The 24355-nt window shown below is 63.0% G+C and carries 18 protein-coding genes and 1 tRNA gene; 14 read left to right on the top strand and 5 right to left on the bottom strand.

The features are described 5' to 3' along the window. Positions 1 to 160: 160 nt before the first annotated feature. The 10 genes from QW881_RS10685 to QW881_RS10730 all read left to right on the top strand — a co-directional run bounded on the left by QW881_RS10685 (position 161) and on the right by QW881_RS10730 (position 12289). Positions 161 to 1129 (top strand): sensor histidine kinase, encoded by a 969-nt coding sequence (locus QW881_RS10685; protein WP_315756829.1) that lies wholly within the window; start codon positions 161 to 163, stop codon positions 1127 to 1129. A gap of 191 nt (positions 1130 to 1320) precedes the next feature. Further along, positions 1321 to 3099 carry a putative bifunctional diguanylate cyclase/phosphodiesterase gene (locus QW881_RS10690; protein WP_315756828.1) on the top strand — a complete coding sequence of 593 codons (1779 nt, stop codon included), beginning with the start codon at positions 1321 to 1323 and terminating at the stop codon, positions 3097 to 3099. Between the two features lie 131 nt (positions 3100 to 3230). Continuing rightward, positions 3231 to 4424 carry a substrate-binding domain-containing protein gene (locus tag QW881_RS10695; RefSeq protein WP_315756827.1) on the top strand — a complete coding sequence of 398 codons (1194 nt, stop codon included), beginning with the start codon at positions 3231 to 3233 and terminating at the stop codon, positions 4422 to 4424. A 66-nt stretch (positions 4425 to 4490) separates the two neighbouring features. Next, positions 4491 to 5255, top strand: coding sequence for an ABC transporter ATP-binding protein (locus tag QW881_RS10700; protein WP_315756826.1), 765 nt, complete (start codon positions 4491 to 4493; stop codon positions 5253 to 5255). Next, positions 5252 to 5974 (top strand): ABC transporter ATP-binding protein, encoded by a 723-nt coding sequence (locus QW881_RS10705; protein WP_315756825.1) that lies wholly within the window; start codon positions 5252 to 5254, stop codon positions 5972 to 5974. Before QW881_RS10700 ends, QW881_RS10705 begins: the two co-directional genes overlap by 4 nt. Beyond that, the gene (locus QW881_RS10710) at positions 5971 to 6981 is read left to right on the top strand and encodes a branched-chain amino acid ABC transporter permease (protein ID WP_315756824.1); all 1011 of its coding nucleotides are present in this window, start codon (positions 5971 to 5973) and stop codon (positions 6979 to 6981) included. The genes QW881_RS10705 and QW881_RS10710 overlap by 4 nt, the downstream gene beginning before the upstream one ends. After that, a complete protein-coding gene (locus QW881_RS10715; protein ID WP_315756823.1) occupies positions 6978 to 8048 on the top strand; it encodes a branched-chain amino acid ABC transporter permease in 1071 nt (356 codons plus the stop codon). Before QW881_RS10710 ends, QW881_RS10715 begins: the two co-directional genes overlap by 4 nt. A gap of 203 nt (positions 8049 to 8251) precedes the next feature. Further along, positions 8252 to 11353, top strand: a complete 3102-nt coding sequence (locus QW881_RS10720) for an EAL domain-containing protein (RefSeq protein ID WP_315756822.1) — start codon at positions 8252 to 8254, stop codon at positions 11351 to 11353. A 146-nt stretch (positions 11354 to 11499) separates the two neighbouring features. Continuing rightward, a complete protein-coding gene (locus QW881_RS10725) occupies positions 11500 to 11904 on the top strand; it encodes a YccF domain-containing protein (protein ID WP_315756821.1) in 405 nt (134 codons plus the stop codon). Between the two features lie 308 nt (positions 11905 to 12212). After that, a tRNA-Arg gene (locus tag QW881_RS10730) sits at positions 12213 to 12289 on the top strand. Positions 12290 to 12898: 609 nt separating this feature from the next. Here QW881_RS10730 and QW881_RS10735 read toward each other — a convergent pair. The 5 genes from QW881_RS10735 to QW881_RS10755 form a co-directional block, all read right to left on the bottom strand. Further along, a complete protein-coding gene (locus QW881_RS10735; protein WP_315756820.1) occupies positions 12899 to 13930 on the bottom strand; it encodes a hypothetical protein in 1032 nt (343 codons plus the stop codon). 474 nt (positions 13931 to 14404) lie between these two features. Beyond that, positions 14405 to 14845: a hypothetical protein gene (locus QW881_RS10740; RefSeq protein ID WP_315756819.1), complete on the bottom strand. Its 441-nt coding sequence runs from the start codon at positions 14843 to 14845 to the stop codon at positions 14405 to 14407. A gap of 163 nt (positions 14846 to 15008) precedes the next feature. Beyond that, positions 15009 to 16166: an MFS transporter gene (locus tag QW881_RS10745; protein WP_315756818.1), complete on the bottom strand. Its 1158-nt coding sequence runs from the start codon at positions 16164 to 16166 to the stop codon at positions 15009 to 15011. Positions 16167 to 16225: 59 nt separating this feature from the next. Then, complete coding sequence (locus QW881_RS10750) at positions 16226 to 17188, bottom strand: fumarylacetoacetate hydrolase family protein (RefSeq protein ID WP_316158636.1); 963 nt, start codon at positions 17186 to 17188, stop codon at positions 16226 to 16228. Beyond that, positions 17152 to 18093: a VOC family protein gene (locus QW881_RS10755; RefSeq protein WP_315756816.1), complete on the bottom strand. Its 942-nt coding sequence runs from the start codon at positions 18091 to 18093 to the stop codon at positions 17152 to 17154. The genes QW881_RS10750 and QW881_RS10755 overlap by 37 nt, the downstream gene beginning before the upstream one ends. Positions 18094 to 18429: 336 nt before the next feature. On the opposite strand from QW881_RS10755, the gene QW881_RS10760 reads away from it, so the two are divergent. From QW881_RS10760 to QW881_RS10780, 4 genes are all read left to right on the top strand, one after another. Continuing rightward, positions 18430 to 19152, top strand: coding sequence for a GntR family transcriptional regulator (locus tag QW881_RS10760; protein ID WP_315756815.1), 723 nt, complete (start codon positions 18430 to 18432; stop codon positions 19150 to 19152). Between the two features lie 195 nt (positions 19153 to 19347). Next, a complete protein-coding gene (locus QW881_RS10770) occupies positions 19348 to 22266 on the top strand; it encodes a molybdopterin-dependent oxidoreductase (RefSeq protein ID WP_410052044.1) in 2919 nt (972 codons plus the stop codon). Position 22267: 1 nt separating this feature from the next. Beyond that, positions 22268 to 23116: a 4Fe-4S dicluster domain-containing protein gene (locus QW881_RS10775; RefSeq protein ID WP_315756812.1), complete on the top strand. Its 849-nt coding sequence runs from the start codon at positions 22268 to 22270 to the stop codon at positions 23114 to 23116. Between the two features lie 37 nt (positions 23117 to 23153). Beyond that, positions 23154 to 24086: a 3-keto-5-aminohexanoate cleavage protein gene (locus tag QW881_RS10780; RefSeq protein WP_315756811.1), complete on the top strand. Its 933-nt coding sequence runs from the start codon at positions 23154 to 23156 to the stop codon at positions 24084 to 24086. Positions 24087 to 24355 lie beyond the last annotated feature (269 nt).

Raw genomic sequence — 24355 nt, forward strand, 5'->3', positions numbered from 1 at the left:
CTGCGTGCTCATTCTTGGCGACGGAATAATAAGCGCCTGAGTTCCGCCGCGGAACCATCATCGTGCGCGCCAACCTGCAACACACGCAAGACGGCTTCCATCAACCGGACAAATTACCGCCACGTCGGCCTTAATTTGGTTGCGCAGTTGAGGCTCATGGATGTCCATGACGCGACTCATCGACGACATCAAGCGGATCTGGCGCGGCGAGCAGCAGCCTTCCCTGACATGGAGCTGCATGTTTGCAGCGATGTGCCTGCTCGCAGCCACGGCGATTCGCTACGGCATGGCGCATCTGCGGCCAGACGTGTTCTTCACGCCCTACATGCCGGCCGTCTTCTTCGCCACCGCGATGGGCGGATCGGGCGTCGGCCTGGCAACGGCGATCGCAGGCGCAGCGCTCGGCCTGACGCTCGATTTTGGCGGCGGTCCGGCCGATGGCGCCCGGCTCGCGCTGATGGCGATGTATATGGTCGTGGCGATGCTGGTGATCTGGGGCGTCGATCACTACCGACGCCTGGCCGGCAAACAGCGCGAGATCGCCCGGCGCCTCGCCCAGGAGGAGCAGTATCGCAAGCTCCTGGTCGACGAGCTGCATCACCGGCTCAAGAACAAGACCTCGACCATTCACGCCGTGCTGCATCAGGTGCTGTACGACCAGCCGCAGGTGTGGAGCCGCATCGACCAGCGCATCCGCGCGCTCGCGACCGCCGACGACCTGATCGCGCGTGCCGACGGACAGGGCTGCGACCTGAAGGATCTGCTGGTCTCGGAGCTCGGGCCATATGGCCATGTCCGCTTCGAGCTCAACGGCCCGCCGCTGTTCCTGCCTGCCAAGCTCGCCGTCAGCCTCGCTTTGATCTTTCACGAGCTTGCGACCAATGCCGGCAAGTACGGCGCCTTTGCCTCACCGCGCGGCTTCCTTCAGGTGTCGTGGACGATGCAGGAGGACCGCCTCGATCTGACCTGGGACGAGGCCGGGGGTCCACCGATCGGTCCGATCGGCAAGCCCGGTTTCGGGAGCAAATTGCTGAAGTCCGTGCTGTCGTCGTTCGATGGCAGGACCGAGACCAGGTTTCTCGAATCCGGCCTTCACTGCACCTTGCAGTGTCGCGTGCCACCGAACTGAACCGGCCGCCGGGCGGCCATTCCTGCCTACGACTTTCGCCGCATGCGTGCGGCCGCGTCGCTACTCCGATTCACGAACGGTTAATGACGCCGCGGCACAAAGCTCCGTCATTTCCAATACTTGGCTCGCGCGTTCCGTGTTTCTACGTAGCGCTTAACTAAAATGAAGCGGGAACTTTGCACAATCGGCGCATGTACAGCAGCGACCGATTCAACTTTTCCCCCGGGCCGAACGAGGGGCTGGGCTCGACCGAGGCCGAGCTGCGCTTCCTGCGTAGCGTCCTCAGCCAGCTGCCGTCGGGCGTCACGGTCCAGGACGAGCACGGTCGCTTTCTGCTGGTCAACGATACGGCCGCCGTTCAGCTCGGCGCCGCCGCCAACAGCATCGACGGCCTCTCGGCGCCGCATCTCCATAACCGGCGCACCGCCTGCCGCGAGATCCTCGGCCGGGGGCGAACGGTGATCGGCGAGGAAAAAGTGGCAGGCGAGCGCGGCGCGCAGACCCTGCTGACTGCGCATCGGCCGGTCCGCATCGGTGACCAGGTAGTCCTCATCTCCAGCTCGGCCGACATCAGCGAGCAGAAGGAGTTCGAGGACCAGCTATTTCGCGCAGCCTATTACGACGAGCTGACCGGCCTGCCGATGCGCCGCGTGGTCGAGCATCGCGCCGACCATCTGGTCCGGCGCGGCCGGGTCGACGGACGCTTCGCGCTCGCCTTCCTCGACCTCGATAATTTCAAGTACATCAACGACTATTACGGCCACGCCACCGGTGATGCGCTGCTGGTCGAGCTCGCCAAGCGCATCAGCCGCGACCTGCGCGAATCGGACCTGCTGTCGCGTATCAGCGGCGACGAGTTCCTGCTGCTGCTGCATCCGATCGAGCGCGCCGAGGAGGTCGCCGAATTCCTCCAGGACATGGTGAACCGCCTGAACGCGCCCTTCTTCATCGACGGCGCCGAGGTATTCGCCTCGGCGTCCGTTGGCGTCAGCCTGTTTCCCGAGCACGGCGCGAGCTACGACGTGCTGCGCCAGAACGCCGATCTCGCGATGTATCGCGTCAAGAACGGCGGCAAGGGCGCACTGGCCTTCTTCTCGAGCGCAATGGAGCACGAGGCGCTGGCGCGCATGAAGGTCGAGCAGTCGCTGCGGCTCGCGATCCTCGAAAAGCGCTTCTGCTGCGCGTTTCAGGCCAAGGTCGACATCCGCACCGAGGAGATCAAGGGCATCGAGGCGCTGGTGCGCCTGCGCGACAATGAAGGCGTGATCCAGGCTCCCGGCTCCTTCATCAATCTCGCCGTCGAGCTCGGCCTGATCGACGAGCTCGCCCATCTCGTGCTGGCCGAGATCGTCAAGTCGATCGATCTGATCAACGACGCGTTTGGACCCGAGGCGACGATCAGCATCAACGTCGCGGCAAAACAGGCGTCGAATCCGGAATTCATGCAGCCCTTCGCCCAGGCAATTGCAGCAACCGGCTTTCCCAAGCGGTTCATGATCGAGGTCACCGAGGATGCGTTCGTGACTCGCAGCCATTTCCAGGACGAGATCGTGCCGCTGCTGCGCGGGATCGGCGTCGGCATCTCGATCGACGATTTCGGCATCGGCTATTCGTCGCTGTCGGCGCTCGCCGACATCACGGCGGACGAGATCAAGATCGACCGTTCCTTCATCACCGACATTCATAAGCGGCCGCGCAGCCAGGGCATCCTGCGTGCGATCGAATCCCTGAGCGAGGCTCTGGGCATGACGGTGATCGCCGAGGGCATCGAGTCGTTCGAGGAGCTCGCCTATCTGCAGGCCGCGACCAAGATCCGCTATGCGCAGGGCTACTACTTCTCGCGTCCGATCTTCCTCGAGGAGCTGAAGCCGGCGGCCCCGCTTGCAAGCGAAGCGCGCATCAGTCTCGCCAGTCGCCCTGTGCAGGAAAATCGCCAGGCCTATGCGCGCAGCAGCCGCTATCGGCGCTGAGTTTTAGGAGGAAAAGCCCTCGGCCCGAGGAATGAGCCGTCACGGGGTGCCGCCGAAAGCGCCTTGACCCAGGCCGAGCCTGCACACTATCAGTTGCAGACAACAGCCGCCGGTAGCTGGGAGGAAGGCTCGTGAAGACGTCATATATACTCAAAGCCATTGTTTCATCACTGACTGCGGCCCTGCTGGCCACCGCCGCCCAGGCCGACGACCTGAAAATCGCTCTCATCTATGGCAAGACCGGCCCGCTCGAGGCCTATGCCAAGCAGACCGAGGCCGGTCTTCGCCTCGGCTTCGAATATGCCACCAAGGGCACCAACATGATCGACGGTCGCAAGATCGTCATCATCACCAAGGACGACCAGGGCAAGCCCGACCTGTCGAAGGCCGCGCTGTCCGAAGCCTATCAGGACGACGGCGCCGACATCGCGATCGGGACGACCTCCTCGGCAGCGGCGCTCGCCGACCTGCCGGTCGCCGAGGAGAACAAGAAGATCCTGATCGTCGAGCCGGCGGTCGCCGACCAGATCACCGGCGAGAAGTGGAACCGCTACATCTTCCGCACCGGCCGCAACTCCTCGCAGGACGCAATCTCCAACGCGGTCGCAATCGGCAAGCCGGGCGTCACCGTCGCCACCTTGGCGCAGGACTATGCCTTCGGACGCGACGGCGTCGCCGCCTTCAAGGAGGCGCTGGCCAAGACCGGCGCGACGCTGGGCGCCGAGGAATATGTGCCGACCAACACCACCGACTTCACCGCCGTCGGCCAGCGCCTGTTCGATGCGCTCAAGGACAAGCCGGGCAAGAAGATCATCTGGGTGATCTGGGCCGGCGCCGGCGATCCGCTCACCAAGCTGCAGGACATGGATCCCAAGCGCTACGGCATCGAGCTGTCGACCGGCGGCAACATCCTGCCGGCGCTTGCCGCCTACAAGCGGCTGCCCGGCATGGAGGGCGCCACCTACTATTATTATGACATTCCCAAGAACCCCGTGAACGACTGGCTGGTGGTCGAGCACCAGAAGCGCTTCAACGCCCCGCCGGACTTCTTCACCGCGGGCGGCTTCTCCGCGGCGATGGCGGTCGTCGCCGCCGTAACCAAGGCCAAGTCGACCGACACCGAGAAGCTGATCGCGGCGATGGAGGGCATGGAGTTCGATACGCCGAAGGGCAAGATGATCTTCCGGAAAGAGGATCACCAGGCGCTGCAAAGCATGTATCACTTCCGCGTCAAGGTCGATCCGAACCTTGCCTGGGCCGTCAACGAGCCGGTGCGCGAGATCAAGATCGACGAGATGACCGTCCCGATCCGCAACAAGCGCTAGACGCTGACATCCGTGCCCGGCCCTCGCGCCGGGCACGTTGGCGTTGGTATTGAGACAGCTGGCGACATGGCCCTTACCCTCGAAACCCGCGACCTCACCATCCGTTTCGGCGGCCATGTTGCGGTCAACAGCGTCAGCTGCAGCTTCCGGCCGGGCGAGCTGACCGCGATCGTCGGGCCCAATGGCGCCGGCAAGACGACCTATTTCAACCTGATCTCCGGGCAGCTGCGTGCGTCCTCCGGCTCCATCCTGTTCGATGGCAAAGACATCACCACTCTCTCAGCGCCGCTGCGCACCCGCGCCGGCTTGGGACGTGCGTTCCAGCTCACCAACCTGTTCCCCAATCTCAGCGTCGAGGAGAACGTGCGGCTCGCCGTGCAGGCGCAGAGCGGCGTGCACTATGACCTGCTCCGCCCCTGGATGGCGCGGCGCGACCTGATTGCGCGCGCGGACGCGATCCTCGACCAGGTCGCGCTCGGCGGCCGCCGCAACGTCACCGCGACGACGCTGTCGCATGGCGACCAGCGCAAGCTCGAGGTCGCGCTGATGATGGCGCTGGAGCCGAAGGTTTTCATGTTCGACGAGCCGACCGCCGGCATGAGCATCGACGAGGTGCCGGTCGTGCTCGACCTGATCGGCAGGCTCAAGCAGGACAAGAGCAGGATCATCCTGCTGGTCGAGCACAAGATGGACGTCGTGCGCTCGCTCGCCGACCGCATCATCGTGCTGCACAACGGCCAGCTGGTCGCCGACGGCGAGCCGGCGGAGGTCATCGCCTCGCCCATCGTGCAGGAAGCCTATCTCGGCGTCGCGCCGCGGAGCGCGGCATGAGCACGCTACTGAAGCTTGCGGGCGTCGAGACCTATATCGGGCGCTATCACATCCTGCAGGGCGTCGACTTCGAGGTGCCCGAGGGCCAGACCACGATGCTGCTTGGCCGCAACGGCGCCGGCAAGACCACGACCTTGCGCACCATCATGGGGCTGTGGCAGGCGAAGACCGGCACCATCACGCTCGCGGGCGAAGCGATCGAAAGGCTCGCGACGCCCGACATCGCACAGCGCGGCGTCGGCTACGTGCCCGAGAGCATGGCGGTGTTCTCCGACCTGACGGTCAAGGAGAACCTGGTGCTGGCGGCGCGCAACGGTCCGCTCGACGATGCCCAGCTGGCCTGGATCTTCGGCTTCTTTCCAGCCCTGAAGAAGTTCTGGTTGTCCCGCGCCGGCAGCCTGTCCGGCGGCCAGAAGCAGATGCTGTCGATCGCGCGCGCGATCGTCGAGCCGCGCAAGCTGCTGCTGATCGACGAGCCGACCAAGGGCCTGGCGCCGGCGATCGTGGTGTCGCTGATCGAATGCCTCAAGGAGATCAAGCGCCGTGGCGCCACGATCCTGCTGGTCGAGCAGAATTTTCACGCCGCGCGCGAGCTCGGCGACCAGGTGCTGGTGATGGACAACGGCACCATCGTCCATCGCGGCGAGATGGCCGCGCTCGCGGCCGACGTGCCGCTGCAGGAGCGCCTGCTCGGCCTCAGCCTGGAGGCGCATCAATGAGCGAGATCGCGGCAACCGATGCGCTGCCCAGGCCGAAGCGCGACATCGCGCCGCTGCTGCTGCCGGTCGTGCTGGCGCTCCTGATGATCCCGCTGGTCGGGTCGGCGAGCTCCTGGGTCACCCTGACGGTCGCGAGCCTCGCGATGGGCATGATGATCTTCATCATGGCCTCGGGCCTGACGCTCGTATTCGGCCTGATGGACGTGCTCAATTTCGGCCACGGTGCCTTTATCGCCGTCGGCGCCTACGTTGCGACCCTGGTGCTGCTGCCGCTGGCGGGCTGGGCCCAGTCCGAATCGCTGCTGACCAATCTCGCGGTGCTCGTTCCGGCTGCGCTGCTGTCGATGGGCGTCACCGGCGCACTCGGCCTCGTCGTCGAGCGCGTGCTGGTGCTGCCGGTCTACGGCCAGCACCTCAAGCAGATCCTGATGACCACCGGCGGGCTCATCGTCGCCGAGCAGACGCTGTATGCGCTGTTCGGTCCGCAGATCATTCCGCTGCCGCTACCCAACGCATTCCGTGGATCCTTCATCATCGGCGACGTCGCGATCTCGAAATACCGGCTACTCGCCATGCTGGTCGGCTTCGCGATCTTCGTCGCCATCGAGCTGGTGCTGAACCGCACCAAAATCGGCCTCCTGATCCGCGCCGGGGTCGAGAACCGTGAGATGGTCGAGGCGCTCGGCTATCGCATTCGCCGCCTGTTCCTCGGCGTGTTCATGACCGGCTCGGCGCTCGCCGGCCTCGGCGGCGTGATGTGGGGTCTCTATCGCGAGCAGGTGCACGCCTCGCTCGGCGACGAGCTCACCGTGCTCGTCTTCATCGTCGTGATCATCGGCGGGCTCGGTTCGATCACCGGCTGCTTCATCGGCGCGATCCTGGTTGCGATGGTCGCCAACTATGGCGGCTTCCTGGTGCCCAAGCTCGCCCTCGTCTCCAACATCCTGCTGATGGTCGCCGTGCTGATGTGGCGGCCGCGCGGTCTCTATGCGGTGACCAGCCGATGATGATCCTGTCCGGCGACCCACCGCGCAGCCGCGCACTGTCCATTCTGCTCGTCGTCATCATCGTGGCGCTGTTGGCGACGCCCTTCATCTTCCCCGGCGCCAAGGCGCTCAACGTCGCCGCCAAGATCTGCATCTTCGCCGCGCTGGTCGCGTCCTACGATCTGTTGCTCGGCTATACCGGCTCGGTGTCGTTCGCACATACGATGTTTTACGGCATCGGCTCCTATGCGATCGCGATCGCGCTCTATGGCCTCGGCCCCAATTGGACCTCGGTCGCAATTGCCGTCGCCGCCGGGCTGCCGCTCGCGTTGCTGCTGGCGCTCGCGATCGGCCTGTTCTCGCTGCGGGTGGAGGCGATTTTCTTTGCGATGATCACGCTCGCGGTCGCCTCCGCCTTCCTGGTGCTGGCGTCGCAATTGTCGTGGCTGACGGGCGGCGAGGACGGCCGCAGCTTCCAGCTGCCGGAGCTGCTGCGCCCGGGCACGGTGTTCATCGGCAAGGAGTGGTTCGGGTTCCCGATCAACGGCCGCATCCTGACCTACTACCTGGTGCTGTCAGCCTGCGCGCTGATGATCCTGGCGCTGCTGCGCGTCGTCAACTCGCCGTTCGGCCGCGTGCTGCAGGCGATCCGCGAGAACCGCTTCCGCGCCGAGGCGCTCGGCTATCGCACCGTCTTCCATCTCACCTATGCCAACTGCATCGCGGCCATGATCGCGGCCTGCGCCGGCATGCTGAACGCGCTCTGGCTGCGCTATGCCGGCCCCGACACGTCGCTCAGCTTCTCGATCATGCTCGACATCCTCCTGATGGTCGTGATCGGCGGCATGGGCACGATCTACGGCGCCATCATTGGGGCTGCGATCTTCATCCTGGCGCAGAATTATCTGCAGGCCCTGATGGGGATCGCTTCGACCGCGGCGGCGGACGCCGGACTGCCGCTTCTGCCCGGCCTGCTGCACCCCGACCGCTGGCTGCTGTGGCTCGGCCTCCTGTTCATCGCCAGCGTCTATTTCTTTCCGACCGGCGTTGTCGGGCGCCTTCGCAACAAGCCGAGCGCGGCGCGCTGAGCTGCAAGTACCCTTAAAATTCCGCGCTGCGGCGCCGCCGCAGCTTCGGCCGCACGGTATTCGCATGCGGAAATTATCGTTTGCCGCGAAGTTTCGACGCGCGCTTAAGCGACGGCTAACCGCATTTCCTAACCAGTCCGGCACCAGTGCTTTGTTATCAAGCTTGCTTGCAACAAGTCATTTCCTCCCGGGTCGATCAAGGCATGCAGGGCGCAGCAGACACGTCAGGGACCGGCGGTAGCGAGCCGGAACGGATTGGCACGTCCCTCTGGCGCGGTCCGGTGCCATGGCTGATCGCGTGCGGCGCGCTTCTGATCGCAGCGATCGTCATCGGGACGATCGTCATGGCCAGCGGCTTTCGGACACGTGCGATCGCCAACAACGAGCGCGAGCTCGAAAATACCGTGCTGCTGTTGAGCCGGCATTTCGCGCAGCAGTTCGAAGATGCCGAGACCGCGGTGTCGCATGCGATCCGCCGCATGCAGCTCGCGTCGATTGGTTCGCCGGAGGCATTCCGGACCGAGATGGCAAAACCCGAGATCAGCGAGATGCTGCGCTCTCAGGTCAGTGGCCTGTCCTATATGGGAGACCTCACGATCATCGACGTCGACGGCAATTTCGTGAACTGGTCGTCCAACGACCCGCTGCCGGCCATCAACGTCGCGGACCGCTCCTACTTCAAGGACCTGCAATCGGCATCGCGGCCGGACAGCTTCGTGATCCTGCCGGTCATGAGCCGCGTCACCGGCGGCTGGGCGACCATCGTCGCGCATCGCCTGAACGGCCCGAACGGGGAATTCCTCGGCCTCCTGACCCGCCGGGTGGATCCGCACACCTACGAGACGTTCCTGGAATCGATGGCTCTCGGGAAGGGCTCGTCGATCATGCTGGTCCATTCCGACGGCGCCGTGCTGGCGCGCTACCCGCACGCCGAATCCCTGATGGGCGCCAGGATCGGGAACGACGAGCTGCTGAAGGGGGTCGCCGAGAGTGACCTGCGCACGACCCTGCTCACGAGCTCCGTCGACAACCTGGAGAAGATCGCGTCGGCCTCCAGGATCGGGCGCTTCCCGCTCGTCATCTCGGCCAATAGGCTAGTCGACGATGCGCTCGCGGACTGGCGATCGCAGATGGTGCTGCTCGTGGGTGCGGCGATGCTTGCGATCGCGGTCATCGCCCTGACGTTCAGCCTGATGATCCGGCAGATCGTGCGACAGGGGCGTGCGGCAACGCGTCAACTGGAGACCGAGAAGCAACGGGTCGAGACTGCGCTGGACAACATGACGCAGGGGCTGATCTCGTTCGACGCGAACGCATGCGTCGTGATGTTCAATCAGCGCTTCATCGACCTGCTCGGTTTGTCCAGAGACGTGATCAGGCCCGGCGCCCACCTCAGCGAGGTCATCGCGCACTGCAAGGCGCGCGGATCCTTCAACGGCGACGTGACCGACTTCTGCGCCGACATCATCGACAGAGCCGCGGCAGGCGGCACGTCGCAGATGATCGCGGAGGGCGGCGCCGGACGCTTCTTCAACATCATCGACAAGCCGCTCGCGTCGGGCGGATGGGTCACGACGGTCGAGGACATCAGCGAGCATCGCAGGATCGAGCAGGAGCGCGACCGCAACTACGCATTCCTGCGCGAGATCATCGACCACATCCCGTCACACATCATGGTCAAGGACGTCCGCGACCGCCGCTACGTGCTGGTCAACCAGTCGACCGAGCAGCGCTTCGGCGTGCCGCGCGACGAGATCGTCGGCAAAACGGCGTTCGACCTGCTGCCGCGACCGGTCGCGGAAAAGGTGACGGCGGACGACGACCGGGCTCTGGAGCAGTCGGACGGGCTGTTTCTCGCCGAACATCCCTGGCAGAGTCCGGGGCTGGGCTTGCGCTACATCACATCGCGGCGCATCGCCGTCGCGGATGATGCGCAGCGGCCGCGCTATCTGATCAACGTGATCGAGGACACCACGGAGCGGCGGCTGGCCGACGAGAAGATCGCCCATCTCGCACATTTCGATGCGTTGACCGAGCTGCCGAACCGCGTGCTGTTCCAGGAGCGCATCGACGAGGAACTGGAACGCGTGCGCCACGGCACCTTCTTCGCGCTGCTCTACATCGATGTCGACGAGTTCAAGGGCATCAACGATTCGCTCGGCCATCATGTCGGCGACGAACTGTTGAAGACGATCGCGCGCCGCATCGAAAGCTGTCTCGCGCCGGAGGATATGGTGGCCCGGCTCGGCGGCGATGAATTCGCGGTGCTGCTGACCACCGTTGCGGACCGGGACGAGGTCATCGTGGCCGTGAAGGAGATCCTCGACGCGATCCGCGAGCCCTATAAATGCCTGGGCCACCAATTGTCGACCGACGCCAGCATCGGCATCGCGCTGGCGCCCCAGGACGGCGTCGAGCGCGACCAGCTGACCAAGAATGCCGACCTCGCAATGTATGCCGCCAAGGCCGGCGGCCGCCGCACTTTCCGTTTCTTCGAGCCGGCGATGGATGAAAACGCGCGCGCGCGGCTGCAGTTGCAGCAGGACCTGCGCCGGGCGATCACGGAAGGCCAGTTCGAGCTGCACTACCAGCCGCTGCTCGGCTTCAGCGAGAACGTCATGACCGGCTGCGAGGCGCTGTTGCGCTGGCGTCATCCGGAGCGAGGGATGGTGCCGCCGCTCGACTTCATTCCGCTCGCCGAGGACACCGGGCTCATCAACGAGATCGGCGACTGGGTGTTACGCACCGCCTGCGCCGAGGCCGCGCATTGGCCCGCCGACATCCGCATCGCCGTGAACGTCTCGCCCGTGCAGCTCAAATCGCCGACCCTGGCGCTGCGGATCGCAGGCGCGCTGTCGGCGGCCGGCCTTGCGCCCGAACGGCTCGAGGTCGAGATCACTGAGGCGGTGCTGATCAGCGACGACGACGCCGCGCTCGGCATCCTGCACCAGTTGCACGACATGGGCGTGCGCATCGCGCTCGACGATTTCGGCACCGGCTATTCGTCGCTGAGCTATCTGAAGCGGTTCCCGTTCGACAAGATCAAGATCGACCGCTGCTTCGTCAGCGACATCGGCGCCGGCAGCTCGTCGGCGATCGTCCAGGCGGTGGTGAGCATCGCCGCCGCCAGCAACATGACGACCACGGCCGAAGGCGTCGAGACCGGGGCGCAGCAGACGGCGCTGCGCCAACTCGGCTGCACCGAGATGCAGGGCTATCTGTTCAGCGCACCGAAGCCGGCGGCCGAGCTGCGCAAGCTGTTTGCCCTGGAGGCGGCGGCAGGGGGCCTGCAGGTCGCCGGCTGAGCCGGCTCCGCCGGCACTGTCCACGCCCGGCCGTCCCGGCCGAGGCTGCGGCGCGAGGCCACGCAGATTTCGACGACCGGCCCGCTACCGGCCTTGGCGCGGCGTTCCTATATCCGGAGCTGCAACAACGGAGTTGGCAGGTCGTCATGCAGCCGGTTTCCATGCTTCTGAACATCCTCTGGATCCTGTGCGGCGGCGCCTACATGGCGTTCGGCTGGCTGGTCGCCGCGGTCGTGATGGCAATCACGATCGTCGGCCTGCCCTGGTCCCGCGCCGCCTTCAACATCGCCGCCTATACGCTGCTGCCGTTCGGCTCGCGCGCGGTCCGCCGCGACGAGCTCACCGGCATGGAGGACGTCGGAACCGGCGTTCTCGGTCTGCTCGGCAACATCATCTGGTTCGTGCTGGCCGGCTGGTGGCTGGCACTCGGCCACCTCCTGACCGCAATCGTGCTCGCGGTGAGCATCATCGGCCTGCCCTTCGCCTGGGCTCATCTGAAGCTCGCCGGGCTCGCCTTGTGGCCGATCGGCAAGACCATCGTGCCGGCGTAAGGCGGTCGGCGGGAGCGGGCCGGCCGCGCACCCCCGCCGAACTGCCCGCGTACCTCGCGGCGCGAGCGGCCGTCCGCCCGGTCCGGGAGCATCCAAGGCCGTTGCCGTCGCCGGGGCAATCGGCTAAACGATTTGCCGTACGCACCCGTAGCTCAGCTGGATAGAGCGTTGCCCTCCGAAGGCAGATGTCAGGCTGTTTTCCGGGAGCGTGAGACTGAAAAGAGACTTTGATCTCAGTGACTTAAGAAATCCGCGCGGATCGCTTCACAGCCGCGAAGTTTCCGCGTAAGCACTGCGTAAGCAGGCAGGCACCCGTAGCTCAGCTGGATAGAGCGTCGCCCTCCGAAGGCGAAGGCCACACGTTCGAATCGTGTCGGGTGCGCCACCCCTTAAGAGTTCTTTCGTACGCCGCAGAAAGCCGACGGCGATTTCACCACCAGCGATGGGTGCTGGTAACGGTGTGCGCCCATCTTCGGACATGATCTGCTTGAATGGCGAACCTGGTCCTCGAACGGCCATGGATCAACATCGGACATCAGTCTGCGGGTGCGGAAGTTCTGGTTAGGCTCGATAATCGGACAGACCTACGAAGCGCCTCCCGCGCCCTGGCGGCCGCATGTTCGCCAAGGCAAGCGCTTGCTGGCACCGACCGTTCGGCGACGGCTAGGCCCTGAATTCCCGTGTAGAGGCGCTCCTTGTTCATCATGATGAACATGCGGGGCGAGCCCCTCGTTCTCCTTCCTAACAAGTCACCCGGTGCACCGCCGTCCCCAACGACATTGCGCAGGTTGGGGTCGCGTGAATTCCGAGCTCCCCTTTGATCCGTGTGCGTTTCACTTCATTGCGCTGCTCGATGCTGCCCGCAGCATCGAGCAGAACTTTGGACACCTGAAAGAGCGAGATCCCCCGAGCATGGCCGAAAATGGATCTGGACAAGCCTTGACCCGATACGGGAGTTCGTGCTCGTCGGCGATCTCAGTCATGGAGGGTTCAGTTAGAACTTGACCGTGATGCCTGAGTACAGGGACGATTCCGTGCAGCTACGGTTTGTTGCCGGCGCGGTGCAGGCAGGGGCCACATTGTGATCGAGGCCATATTTGTTCTGCCAAAAACGATATGCGACCCAAACGTCGGCGAAGTGAGAATACTTCGCTCCCCAGATCGCCTTGCTCGCGTCGAACGTCAGGCGAATCGGCTCGCTATTGAGCTCGACAGCGGTCGGCGGCTGAATCGCCAGAGGCACCTGTGCCGTCGTGGTACCCGTGCCTCTCGCTCCATACCAACCAGCCCGACCGCTAATGGCGAAGTACTGCAGGTTCTCCGGAAGAAAGCCGAGATCCATGTAGTAATTCACTTCGACTGCCCAGGTCGGCCGGAATTCCAGATTTCCATCCGGAATCCCGGGGGCCACCGGCGCTACGAACGCTGAGGTTAGAAACGCATTGTGGTTCCACTCTTTGTAGACCAGTGGAGCGATGTCGATGAAGCCCTTGTAGGGCAGGTCGAATGCGAACTGCAGACCGGCCACGAGGGCTCTCTTGCTGGGTGCCAGGAATTCGTTCTTTGTCTGGCCTTCAGCTCCGACCTCAAACGATATGTTGCGGAGAGGACCGACGGTAAACGCCTTCGTGTTGAAGATCTGGTTAAAGCCGAAGGTGCTTCGGATGAGGCCAAAAAATTCCGTCGCCCCGGCACACCCTGACGGCTGAAAAACAGGACATGGAGAAGCCGGATCAGCACGGTCCGACTTGGTCAGCACGAGGTTGGCCAGATTTGTTCCGTATGCCCAAACGTCGAAGTGAGTGAATGCATAGGTTTGCTTCGCGGTCTTGTTCGCAAGCCCAGGCTCGGCCGCCGTGAATTCGTACGCGTACGTCAAACGATTGTCGTTCACGAAGAAGAACGGCATCTCTGCGGCTGGCGCCACTGCTGGCGCTTTAACCGGCAGGTCGGCCGCAAGCGCTATAGTCGCTGCGAACATTTCTGAAAGCGACAGCAGCGCTGTGGCAAATGATTTCACAGACATTGAGTTTCCCCCTTCACGATGATTGAGCCGTCGAAATCGAGCGGCGCACGGCAGACACATTGGAGATCGAATTTGGCACGGTGCCGTGCACCCCCGCGTCGACCGCTCACGTAGTTCGCTCCTCTCTCGATCAAGCGCCGAGTGAGACGGCTGGATTTGAGCGCGATGAGTTCACGCCGGAGAGAGCTTTGGATGTGGTTCGGTTGACCCATTTTGGGTTTGGATCAGGGAAATCTCGCCGGAAGTGTCAAAAAAGCGACACTGGCAATCGGCGACCTCGAGAAAGCTGGCGCGACAATGACGTTGTCGTATGAAACGCAGCAGAAAGATGCGCCAACACGACCAGCGCGCTGCGTTGGTCGCGGCGCGGCTATGCGTACGATTGGGAAATCTTACAGAGTTTGGGCCTCGCCCGCCTCTCCCGGCGGATCTCACACGACAAACCCTGGTCTCTTGCTCCGCCAGGGGAATGCATCATATGATTGCATGCCCGAGCATCTGACACCAAACGCGAACGTCTTTGACGAACACGCCCTTTGGCGTTGTGATTACGTAGTCCAGCTCCACCAGCCGCATGACCTTCCGGCGCACGCTTTCCTTTGGAATGCCCAAGAGCGCGGCGACCTCGACCATCCCGATAGGAATTATCTGGACTGTGCAATTCGATATTCTGATTCCGAGATATCCGATCGCAAAGAAGATGAGCAATTCCTCGGGCCTCAGTCCCTTCCGCTTGCGGGGCGACGAAAACAGGCGCAGCAGTCGAGCAATCCTCTCTCGATTCTGCAGTATCTGGCCGTATTCATCGTTGGCGTCGGGTGGCGGAAGCAGCGGCCCGGCCGGATTGACGCCTCGCGATACGGCCTGGTGCTTCTCTCTGCTCATGACATTGGACGAACGCGTATTCCGAGCCATGCAGCGCATTCGTTCGATACCCGACCGTGTGGAACAGCGACGTTTGTCGTCTCCAGCGGCTCCAGGCGCTAACGAGCTGGAGACCGCGCGTTCACTCGCATCGCCTCTTCGCGCTGCGGGTCTGGCCATCCGCTGCTCCACGAGGAAATCGTATTCCTAAGCCTCAACTTGCGGGGCTCGGCTGCCCGACCGTTCGCAAGGCATGCGCCGATTGGCGGGATGATGCGTAAAGACCAAGAGCGAGCAGATCGAGCACCAGTGCCGCTATTCCGAGCGCTGGATAGCCCACGGTTTGCACAAGGACGCCTCCGAGCAGCGGCGCAATTGCCGACCCCGACATGATCATAGCCGGCGTCGCGGCGACCGCGCGCCCCGTTGGCTCGATCCGTGCCAAGTGACCGAAGATAAAGGTGTGGGTGAACAACATCGCGAAGGGAAATGCCACCGCGGCGGCATATGGCAGGAAACCTGTCGAGCAAGAGATGGTGATGGCGATGAGGCCTTGCGCCAGCGCGCCACCGATACCAACCGCAATCGGCGAGATCTTCTTTTCCAAGAACGCTGCGAGCAGGGTTGGCGTAATCGCGATCAAGCCCATGACGACGAGGACGCCCTGGATCTGTTCGGGCGCCAGGCCCCGGTCAGCCCCCATCCGCTCGAGAAACGAAAAGATCATCGCTTGCACGAGCGCCATCAACATGATGCCGGTGATGGCGAACCACACCGGCTTGGTGAACCCGGCGCTATCTTCGACCACGTCCTCGTTGGCCGAGACGGAGGGAAACAGCAGGGCTGCCGACACGCAGGCGACCCCCATGACCGCTGCGAAGATCTTGAAGATGGTCGGCGAACCGAATTTGGCGATTAGCGTTGGCGCACCTCCCAGAAAGAGCACGGCGAAAATTCCGAGCATCACACCGCCCATGGCAAAGATGCGGTGTGGGTTGCTGGTGCGGCCCATGGTACCGTGGGTGAATGAGAGCGCCAGACCGGTGGCGAACCCCGCAACAAAATGGCCGGCCGCCAGCGGAGCAAAATCGTTGGATCCGATCATGGCGTAGAACGAAAGCGCGCTGATGCCGAAGCCAAGTGCGGGCATCCAGCGGCCGGGCAGGCGATGAAAGAACGGCGACAGCGCCACGCTGGAAGTCACCACGCCGGCCAGGAACAAGGTCGCAAGCCCGCCCGCTTGCGCCGGCTCAAAAGCAAACCCCGAGATTAGGATGCCGACCCAGATCGGCAGCGCCGGCTGATCGATCATCCCCGCCATGTGTCCCGTCACCAGGGAAATCTTGGCGCCCCTCGAATTGACCTTTGACATGTTATCCCCCCTGTTTTGTTTCTGATTTTATTGATGCCTGTGCCGCGTCTCCGTCTAGCTCAACCCCCTGGCTCGGCTCTAGCCGCGGGGTCACCATCTGGCACCACGCGATTTTCGATGTTGCCCAACCCGTCGATCTCGACGCGCACAACGTCGCCTGGGTTGAGGAAACTCGGCGGTTTCAGCGCAATACCCACCCCAGAGCAGGTGCCGGTCGCAAGAATGTCTCCCGGCTCCAGCGTCATCACAGTGGTGAGATGCTCGATCTGCTGAAAGATGTTGTAGATCATTCCGCCGGTCAGCGTGTCCTGGCGCAGTTCGCCGTTGACGAACAGCCGCATCCGCAAGGCGTGGGGATCTGGCACATCGTCAGCTGTCGTCAGCCACGGCCCGATCGGCCCATGCGTGTCGAAGGACTTGCCAAGGGTCCAGGTCGGCGAGCGTTGCTGCCAGTCCCGAACGGTAACGTCGTTAGTGACGAGATAGCCGGCGATCACCGACCGTGCATCGGCCGCCTTGACGTGACGGCAACGCTTGCCGATCACAACACCAAGTTCGGCCTCGTAGTCGAGTCGCTCCGACACGTTCGGTCGAACGACGTTGTCGTAGGGGCCGACGATGCAGGACACTTGCTTGTTGAACCACACTTGCGTTTGTGGAATCGGAATGCCGGCCTTACGGGCCTCCTCAGCATGGTCATGATAGTTCATGCCGATGGCTAGATATTTTGACGGATTGGGGATCGGCGCGAGCAGCCTTACCGAGCCGAGCGGGAGTACTGCGCCCGCGACCGGCTGCACCTCCGCAATCTTGTCCATCGCAGGTGCGCCAAGCCGCAGGATCTCCACGAGCAACTTCGGCAATTCTGGCGCCGCGGCCGAGAGGTCGACAACCGTGTCGCCCAGGATCTTGCCGAGCCTCGCTCGTCCATCGTACTCGAAATTCGCAATCTTCACTACTGCACCCGTCTTGTTGGCTTCGCGTTTCAGGACATAAAGTCGGGGCCCATCGGCGGAGCCCACACCGACAACTGCCGGTTCGGATCGGACGGATCAAAGCGGCTGTGGGACGACTTGTAGTCGTCGTTGATGATGTCGCCGTCCGCGTAGTGTTCGACCTTGGCGCCGAAGGGGTCGCGCCAATAGTCGAACAGGTTGGATCCGTCGACGTGCCGGCCTATGCCCCAGCTGTGTCGATACTTTCCCGCCCGACGCATGTGGTCGTGGCCGAGCATCAGATCGTCCCAGTCGAGCACCTCGAAAGAGATGTGGTCGAAGCCAGGCTTTGGCAGCTGCACCATGGCCACGGTGTGATGGTTGGTAAATTGCTGACCGAGGCCGCAGCGCATGAATGCGGCCATTCGGTTGGACTCATCTCCAATGTAGTAGGTGTCAGCCACCTTCATGCCGAGCAGGCGCGAATAGAAGTCGATTGACGCGCCAAGATCAGCGACGTGAAGCGCGACGTGCCCGAGTCGCATTACATGCGCAGGACCGGCCGCTGGCCGTACGGTCTCATTGAGACGCAGGTGCTGGCCGCCAAGGTTCAGCGCCTGAACCCTGCGGGTCGCTACGGGCGCAACCTCTTCGATGCCATGCACCACCTCGACGCGGAAGCCGGACGGATCGATAAGAACGACGCGCTTGCCGCCGCCAGGCTCGTTGATGAGCTCGATCGGAGCCCCGGTTTCAGCGGACAATCTACCGAGATCGGCGGCTGAGTTTGCAGCAAGCGCGAAGCCGATGCTGCGCGCCTCGGGGCCGCGCTCGGCGATATAGATGTGATGGCCCGGTCCGTAACCACGCATATAGAGCGCGTCGTCGGTGCGCGATGAAGGTAAGAGGCCGTAGTCGCTAAAGAAGGCCGCGGCAGCCTCGAGATCAGGGACTTGGTAACGTGCGTAAAGAATACCCTGCACGGAAATCACGCTGTTTCTCCCTCGGTGGATGGCACCAGCTTCGACATTTAATCGATAAAAACGACCTTGTCACTACAACGGCGATAAAAAAGTTCCATCAGGAGAGCCGTGGTTGGTGCGGCGCAGCGAGAATGGACCACCCTTGCTGGGCTATATCATTCCGAAGTAAGGGCTATTTGTTGTTTCTCCGCATTCCCTAGGCGTGTTACCGAGAATTCCTCGGCGCCCGGCCTATTTGACCGTTCAAGCCAATAGGGCTAGTAAATCGATAAAATCTGGATTGTGCCACACAACGAGAGAAGACACCCCATGGGACGGCCATCGTCACGCCAGTTGGACGGAAGCGTGCAAGCAACTCTGACCACATCGGTGTTCGAGCGACTGCGCTCCGACATCCTTGAGGGCACGATATCGCCGGGTGAAAAATTGCGAATTGAAGCTCTGCGCGAGCGTTACAAGGTGGGCGCCAGCCCGTTGCGTGAGGCGCTGAACCGCCTCATGGCGCTGCACCTCGTCGAGCAGGTCGAACAGCGCGGCTTCCGTGTTACGGTTATTACTCCGGACCAGCTGACAGAACTCGCGCGCACACGCTGCTGGATTACCGAGATTGCCGTCCGCGAAGCGATCGCCCATGGCGACACCGGCTGGGAGGAGGAAATTGTCCTTGCTCACCACCGGCTTCGCCGCTGCCATGAGGAGGTCAGCGGCCCCACGAAGGAATGGAAGACGCTGCACCGGCGCTTTCACTTCGCGCTGATTGCTGCCTGCCCCTCGCATTGGATTCGCGACTTACACGAAACCCTGTTCGATCTGTCCGACCGGGCGCGACACCTCTCCGTGCGCCCGAGCGACATTCCGCGCGACGTCGCGGCGGAACATCTGGCAATTATGGACGCCGTGGTCTCGCGTGACACGATAAGGGCGGTCGAGCTGCTCAATGCCCATTTTACGCGAACCGCCGAAATCGCGATCGCCGTCATGTCGACCGAGAGCCACAAGACCGAGATGACCAATCTGATCGATCTCGGTGCGGCGAAAGCGCGGTCCAGCGGTGGTGGCAGAAGCTAAGAACAGGGTTGCCACCCCAACAATATCGATATAGATGATAATTTAAGAACTAAATCGATAAAGTTCGGGCGCGCGACGAAGAGAACGATCGCGTGGCGACGGAGGCACGCCGATGAGTCACTCCTGCCAAACGCCAGGCGCCGCTGGAGGCAGCCTGTGAAACCCTTGATCCTACGCGCAATCCTGTTCGGTCTCGTGCCGCTGCTGCGCAGGGCGGCAAAGAAGCCCGCCTTCGCCCGGGAAATGGCGCGCCACTCCTGCGTAGTCCAGGTCAAGCTGATGGATGACTCCATCGGCCGCTATTACACATTCTCTACGGGCCGGCTGAGCTCGCGCGCGGGCATTCACGCGGCCCCGGACGTCGTCATCGCCTTCAAGGATATCGAGACCGCGCTCGCCTTTCTCAAGCCCGAGCCGGACATGGCGGAGGTCGTTCACTGCGCCAAGAACTTCAAGGTGGTGATGACCGGACCGAGCGAACTGCAGGTGTGGTTCACCCAGCTCGTCAACCTCATGAATGCGCAGAGCCTGCAGTTCGGCACGCCACAAAGGGACGGCACTGTGCGGATGACGACGCTGACCAATGGCGGTCCGCTGTTTGTCTATGTCCGCGGCGGCCGCATCGTCCGCACCACTCCGATCGATTTCGACAATGGCGATCCGCCGAGCTGGACGATCAAGGCGCGCGGCAGAAGCTTCACTCCGCTGCGGCGCGCCACGGTGGCGCCGCATGCGCTGAGCATGAAGTCAATCGTCTACTCGGACAAGCGCCTGCTCTACCCGATGAAGCGTGTCGATTTCGACCCCGACGGCGCGCGCAATCCTCAGAACCGCGGCACCTCCGGTTACGAGCGCATCAGTTGGGACGAGGCCCTTGAGATCGTCGCAAAAGAGATTGTCAGACAGAAGCGCGTCCACGGTCCGGGCTCGATCGTGATCCCGATGTCGTCGCACCACCAATGGGGCAATGTCGGCTACTACCTCAGCGCGCTGATGCGCTTCGGCAACATGATCGGCTTCACGCGAATGGCCGCCAACCCGGACAGTTGGGAGGGCTGGTATTGGGGCGCTCAGCACCACTACGGCAATTCGATGCGCGTCGGTGTCGCTGGCAATTACGGTACAGTTGAGGACTGCCTCAAGGAAGCCGAACTGATTGTCTTCTGGTCCAGCGACCCGGAGAGCACCAACTGCGCCTATATGGGTTTCGAGGGCACCCAGCGCCGCCTGTGGGCGAAAAAGCTCGGCATCGAGTTCGTCCATATCGATCCGCATTTCAATGCCACTGCCCAGCTGCTCGGCGGTAAGTGGTTTCCGATTCGCCCGGCTACCGACGCGGCGCTCGCGCTCGCCATCATGTACGTCTGGATCAAGGAAGATCTCTACGACAAGGACTACGTCGCACGCTGCACCACTGGCTTCGACGAATGGCGCGACTACCTGCTAGGCACGAGCGACGGCGTCGCTAAGACGCCCGAATGGCAGGAGTCCGAGACAGGGATTCCAGCGAAGGATGTCCGCGCGCTGGCGCGCAAGTGGGCGTGCAAGAAGACCTATCTATCGCCCGGCACCTCGGGCAGCGGCTTCGGTGGTGCCTGCCGCGGCGCCACCGGCGCGCAATGGGCGCGTGCGATGATCATGATGATGGCGATGCGGGGCTGGGGCAAGCCGGGCATCAACATGGGAAACCTCGGAGCCGGCACGCCGGTTGATCTCAGCTTCTATTTCCCGGGCTACGCCGACGGCGGCATTTCCGGCGAGCTTCAGTGGAACGCCAACGCTGTCAACAACTACCAACGCATGCCGCACGTGCTGACTATGAACCCGGTCCGTCAGCTGGTGCCGCGCCAGCAATTTCCTGACGCGATCATCGAGGGCCATGCGTCTGGTTATCTGTGGGACGGCTCCGCGAACGAGAGCCAGTTCGCGGAATTCACCTACCCGATGCCCGGCTACTCGCGCATGCATATGATCTATCGTTACGGAGGATCCTACTTCAGCACCATGTCCAATTCGGGCCGGATGGCTGAGGCGTATCGTCACGACAGCGTCGAGTTCGTGGTCAATCAGTCGATCTTCGATGAAGGTGAGGTCCAGTTCGCCGACATCATTCTGCCGGCTTGCACCTCGTTCGAGCGCTTCGACATCGGCGAATGGGGTTCCGCGGGTGGCTATCTGCCGCACGGCTTCAACGCCCTCAATCATCGGGTCATCGCGCTCCAGCACAAATGCATCGAGCCGCGAGGCGAATCGAAATCGGACTACCGTATCTTCACAGAGATACTTAACCGCCTCGGTCTCGGCTCCATGTTCACGGAAGGTTGCAGCGAGCTCGATTGGTGCAAGCGCGTCTTCAAGTCCTCGGATGTGGCGCGGCACATCTCTTGGAGAGACTTCGTCAAGAAGGGCTACTTCGTCGTTCCGCCAGAGAAAGAGGCGTTGCGCGAGCCGGTCAACATGCGCTGGTTCGCAGAAGGCCGTTACAAGGACATTCCCGAGGCGATGCCGTTGCCCTCTCAGTGGGCGGAAGAATTTGGCAAAGGTCTGCCGACGCCGAGCGGCAAGATCGAGTTCGTTCCGGAGATTCTCAAGCGCACTGATCCGAACAATCCGGAGCGGCCAATTGTCAACAAGTACATCCCGGCCTGGGAAGGTCCACGCACTGCCGAGCGCATCGCGAGATTCCCGCTGCAGATGATCGCGACCCACTCGCGTTACAGTTTTCACACCAACGTGGACGGTAAGGGAAGTTTCACCAACGACCTCGCAGACCATCGCGCCGAGATTGATGGACAGTACTATTGGCTTCTTCGCATGAGTCCTGAGGATGCCGCCGAGCGCAACATCGCGCATCGCGACCTCGTCAAGGTCTTCAACGACCGTGGCGCCGTGATCTGCGCCGCTGATGTCGCGCCGATGATGGCGACAGGCGTGGTGAAATCCTTCGAGTCGAGCGCCGAATACCGGCCGCGCGTCATCAACGGCGAGACCATCGATTTCGGCGGCTGCATGAACGTGCTGACGCCAAGCCGTTCGCAAATGCGGGGCACCAGCAGCATGGCGCCGAATTCCTGCCTGGTCGAGGTCGAAAGATGGACCGGAGGTTACGCCTGACATGAGCAAGTGGCATCTCATCATCGACGTCGCCCTGTGCGAAAACTGCGGCAACTGTCAGCTCGCCGCCAAGGACGAGTATGTCGGCAACGACTTTCCCGGCTACAGCGCCCCGCACCCCGCGCGCGGCCTGGGCGTAGTGCGCGTTGAACGCACCGTGCGCGGATCGGGCGCCCAGGTCGACGCCGCCTACCTGCCACGAATGTGCAACCACTGCGCCGACGCTCCCTGCATCAAGGCCGCGCCCGACGCGATCCGGCGACGCGACGACGGGATCGTCGTGATCGATCCGGTGAAGGCGAAGGGCCGTCGCGACATCGTCGCCGCCTGCCCCTACGGAGCGGTGATCTGGAACGCCGAGCTGCAGTTGCCGCAGAACTGGATCTTCGACGCCCATCTGCTCGATCAGGGCTGGAAGGAGCCGCGCTGTCAGCAGGCCTGTCCGACCGGCGCGATCACCGCACTTAAGATCGACGACGCCGAGATCGCGGCCCGCACGCGGACCGAGCAACTCGATGTACTCCAGCCTGAGCTCGGGGCCGGTCCGCGCGTGCACTATCGCAACCTGTACCGCGTGACCAAGCACTTCATCACCGGCAGCGTGTTCGCAAAGACCGGCGACCTCGCCGACTGTGTCGAGGGCGCAACCGTCACGCTGGAGAGGGGCGGCACGGCGGTCGAAACGACGACCACCGACGCGTTCGGCGATTTCAAGTTCGATCGGCTGGAACCCGGCTCTGGCCCCTACCGCGTGTGGATCGAGCACACTGAATCCGGATCGGCGGCGGTTGACGCCGTACTAGCCGACAGCTCGGTCGCACTGGGCGCCATCGTGCTCACGGCAGGCTGATCCCGACATCGATCAAACTCCAGGAAAGGACCCCAGCATGGCGCGCAACAGCGTGATCATTACATGTGCGATCACGGGATCGCTGCATACCCCCTCGATGTCGCCGTACCTGCCGATCACGCCCGACGAGATCGTCAAGGAATCGGTCGCGGCGGCGGAGGCCGGCGCCTCGATCATCCACCTGCACGCGCGCGATTCGAAGGACGGCCGGCCGACCGCCGATCCCGACGTGTTCATGCAGTTCCTGCCCCGCATCAAGCAGCAGACCGGCGCAGTGCTCAACATTACGACCGGCGGCGGCCCGGGAATGAGCCTCGACGAGCGGCTCGCCGCGGCGGAGCGGGCAAGCCCGGAGATGACCTCACTCAACATGGGCTCGATCAACAACGGGCTGTTCGCCGGCGCGCGGCGCATCGAGAACTATCGCTTCGACTGGGAGAAGCCTTTCCTGGAAGGAGGCAAGCGCTCGTATTTCGAGAACTCATTCCACAACATTGAGACCATCATGAAGCGGCTCGGCCAGGGGCATGGCGCGCGGTTCGAGTTCGAATGCTACGACATCGGCCATATTTACAATCTGGCATACATGCTCGACCAGAAGCTTTATGACGGACCGCTGTTCCTGCAGTTCATTCTCGGGATCCTGGGCGGGGTCGGCGCCGAGATCGACAACCTGCTCCTGATGTTGCGGACCGCGCAGCGGCTGTTTGGCGCCGACCTCGAATGGTCGGTGCTGGCAGCGGGCCGCCACCAGATGCCGATGTGCGTGCACAACGCGCTGATGGGCGGCAACGTTCGGGTCGGGCTCGAGGACAGCCTCAATATCGGCCGCGGCGAGCTCGCCAAATCCAATGCAGACCAGGTCGCGAAGATCCGGCGGCTGCTCGAAGAACTGGGCTACGACATTGCGACGCCGGACGAGGCACGCCGACGCCTCGCCCTAAAGGGGGCGCACCAAGTTCGATTTTGACGGAATAGTCTATCCGAGCAGGCATTCCATGACGAGCCATTTCGCGAACTGCCTCTGTCTAAGTTGCCCACGCTCGGCTCTATCCGCTGTGAGCAATGGGGGGCGCCGGCACTCGAATTGGATGAGCCATTCCCCCCTTCAAGAAATTCGCAAGCAGGCGGCAATAAGCGGCGCTAACAACACGTTGGACAACCCGAAACACGTTGGACAACCCGAGCAGCACCATCACTAGTTCAACCGCCGATCCTTCCTGCGGGCCAATCTCATGG

This window comes from Bradyrhizobium sp. SZCCHNS3016, assembly GCF_032484535.1.
GTDB lineage: Bacteria > Pseudomonadota > Alphaproteobacteria > Rhizobiales > Xanthobacteraceae > Bradyrhizobium.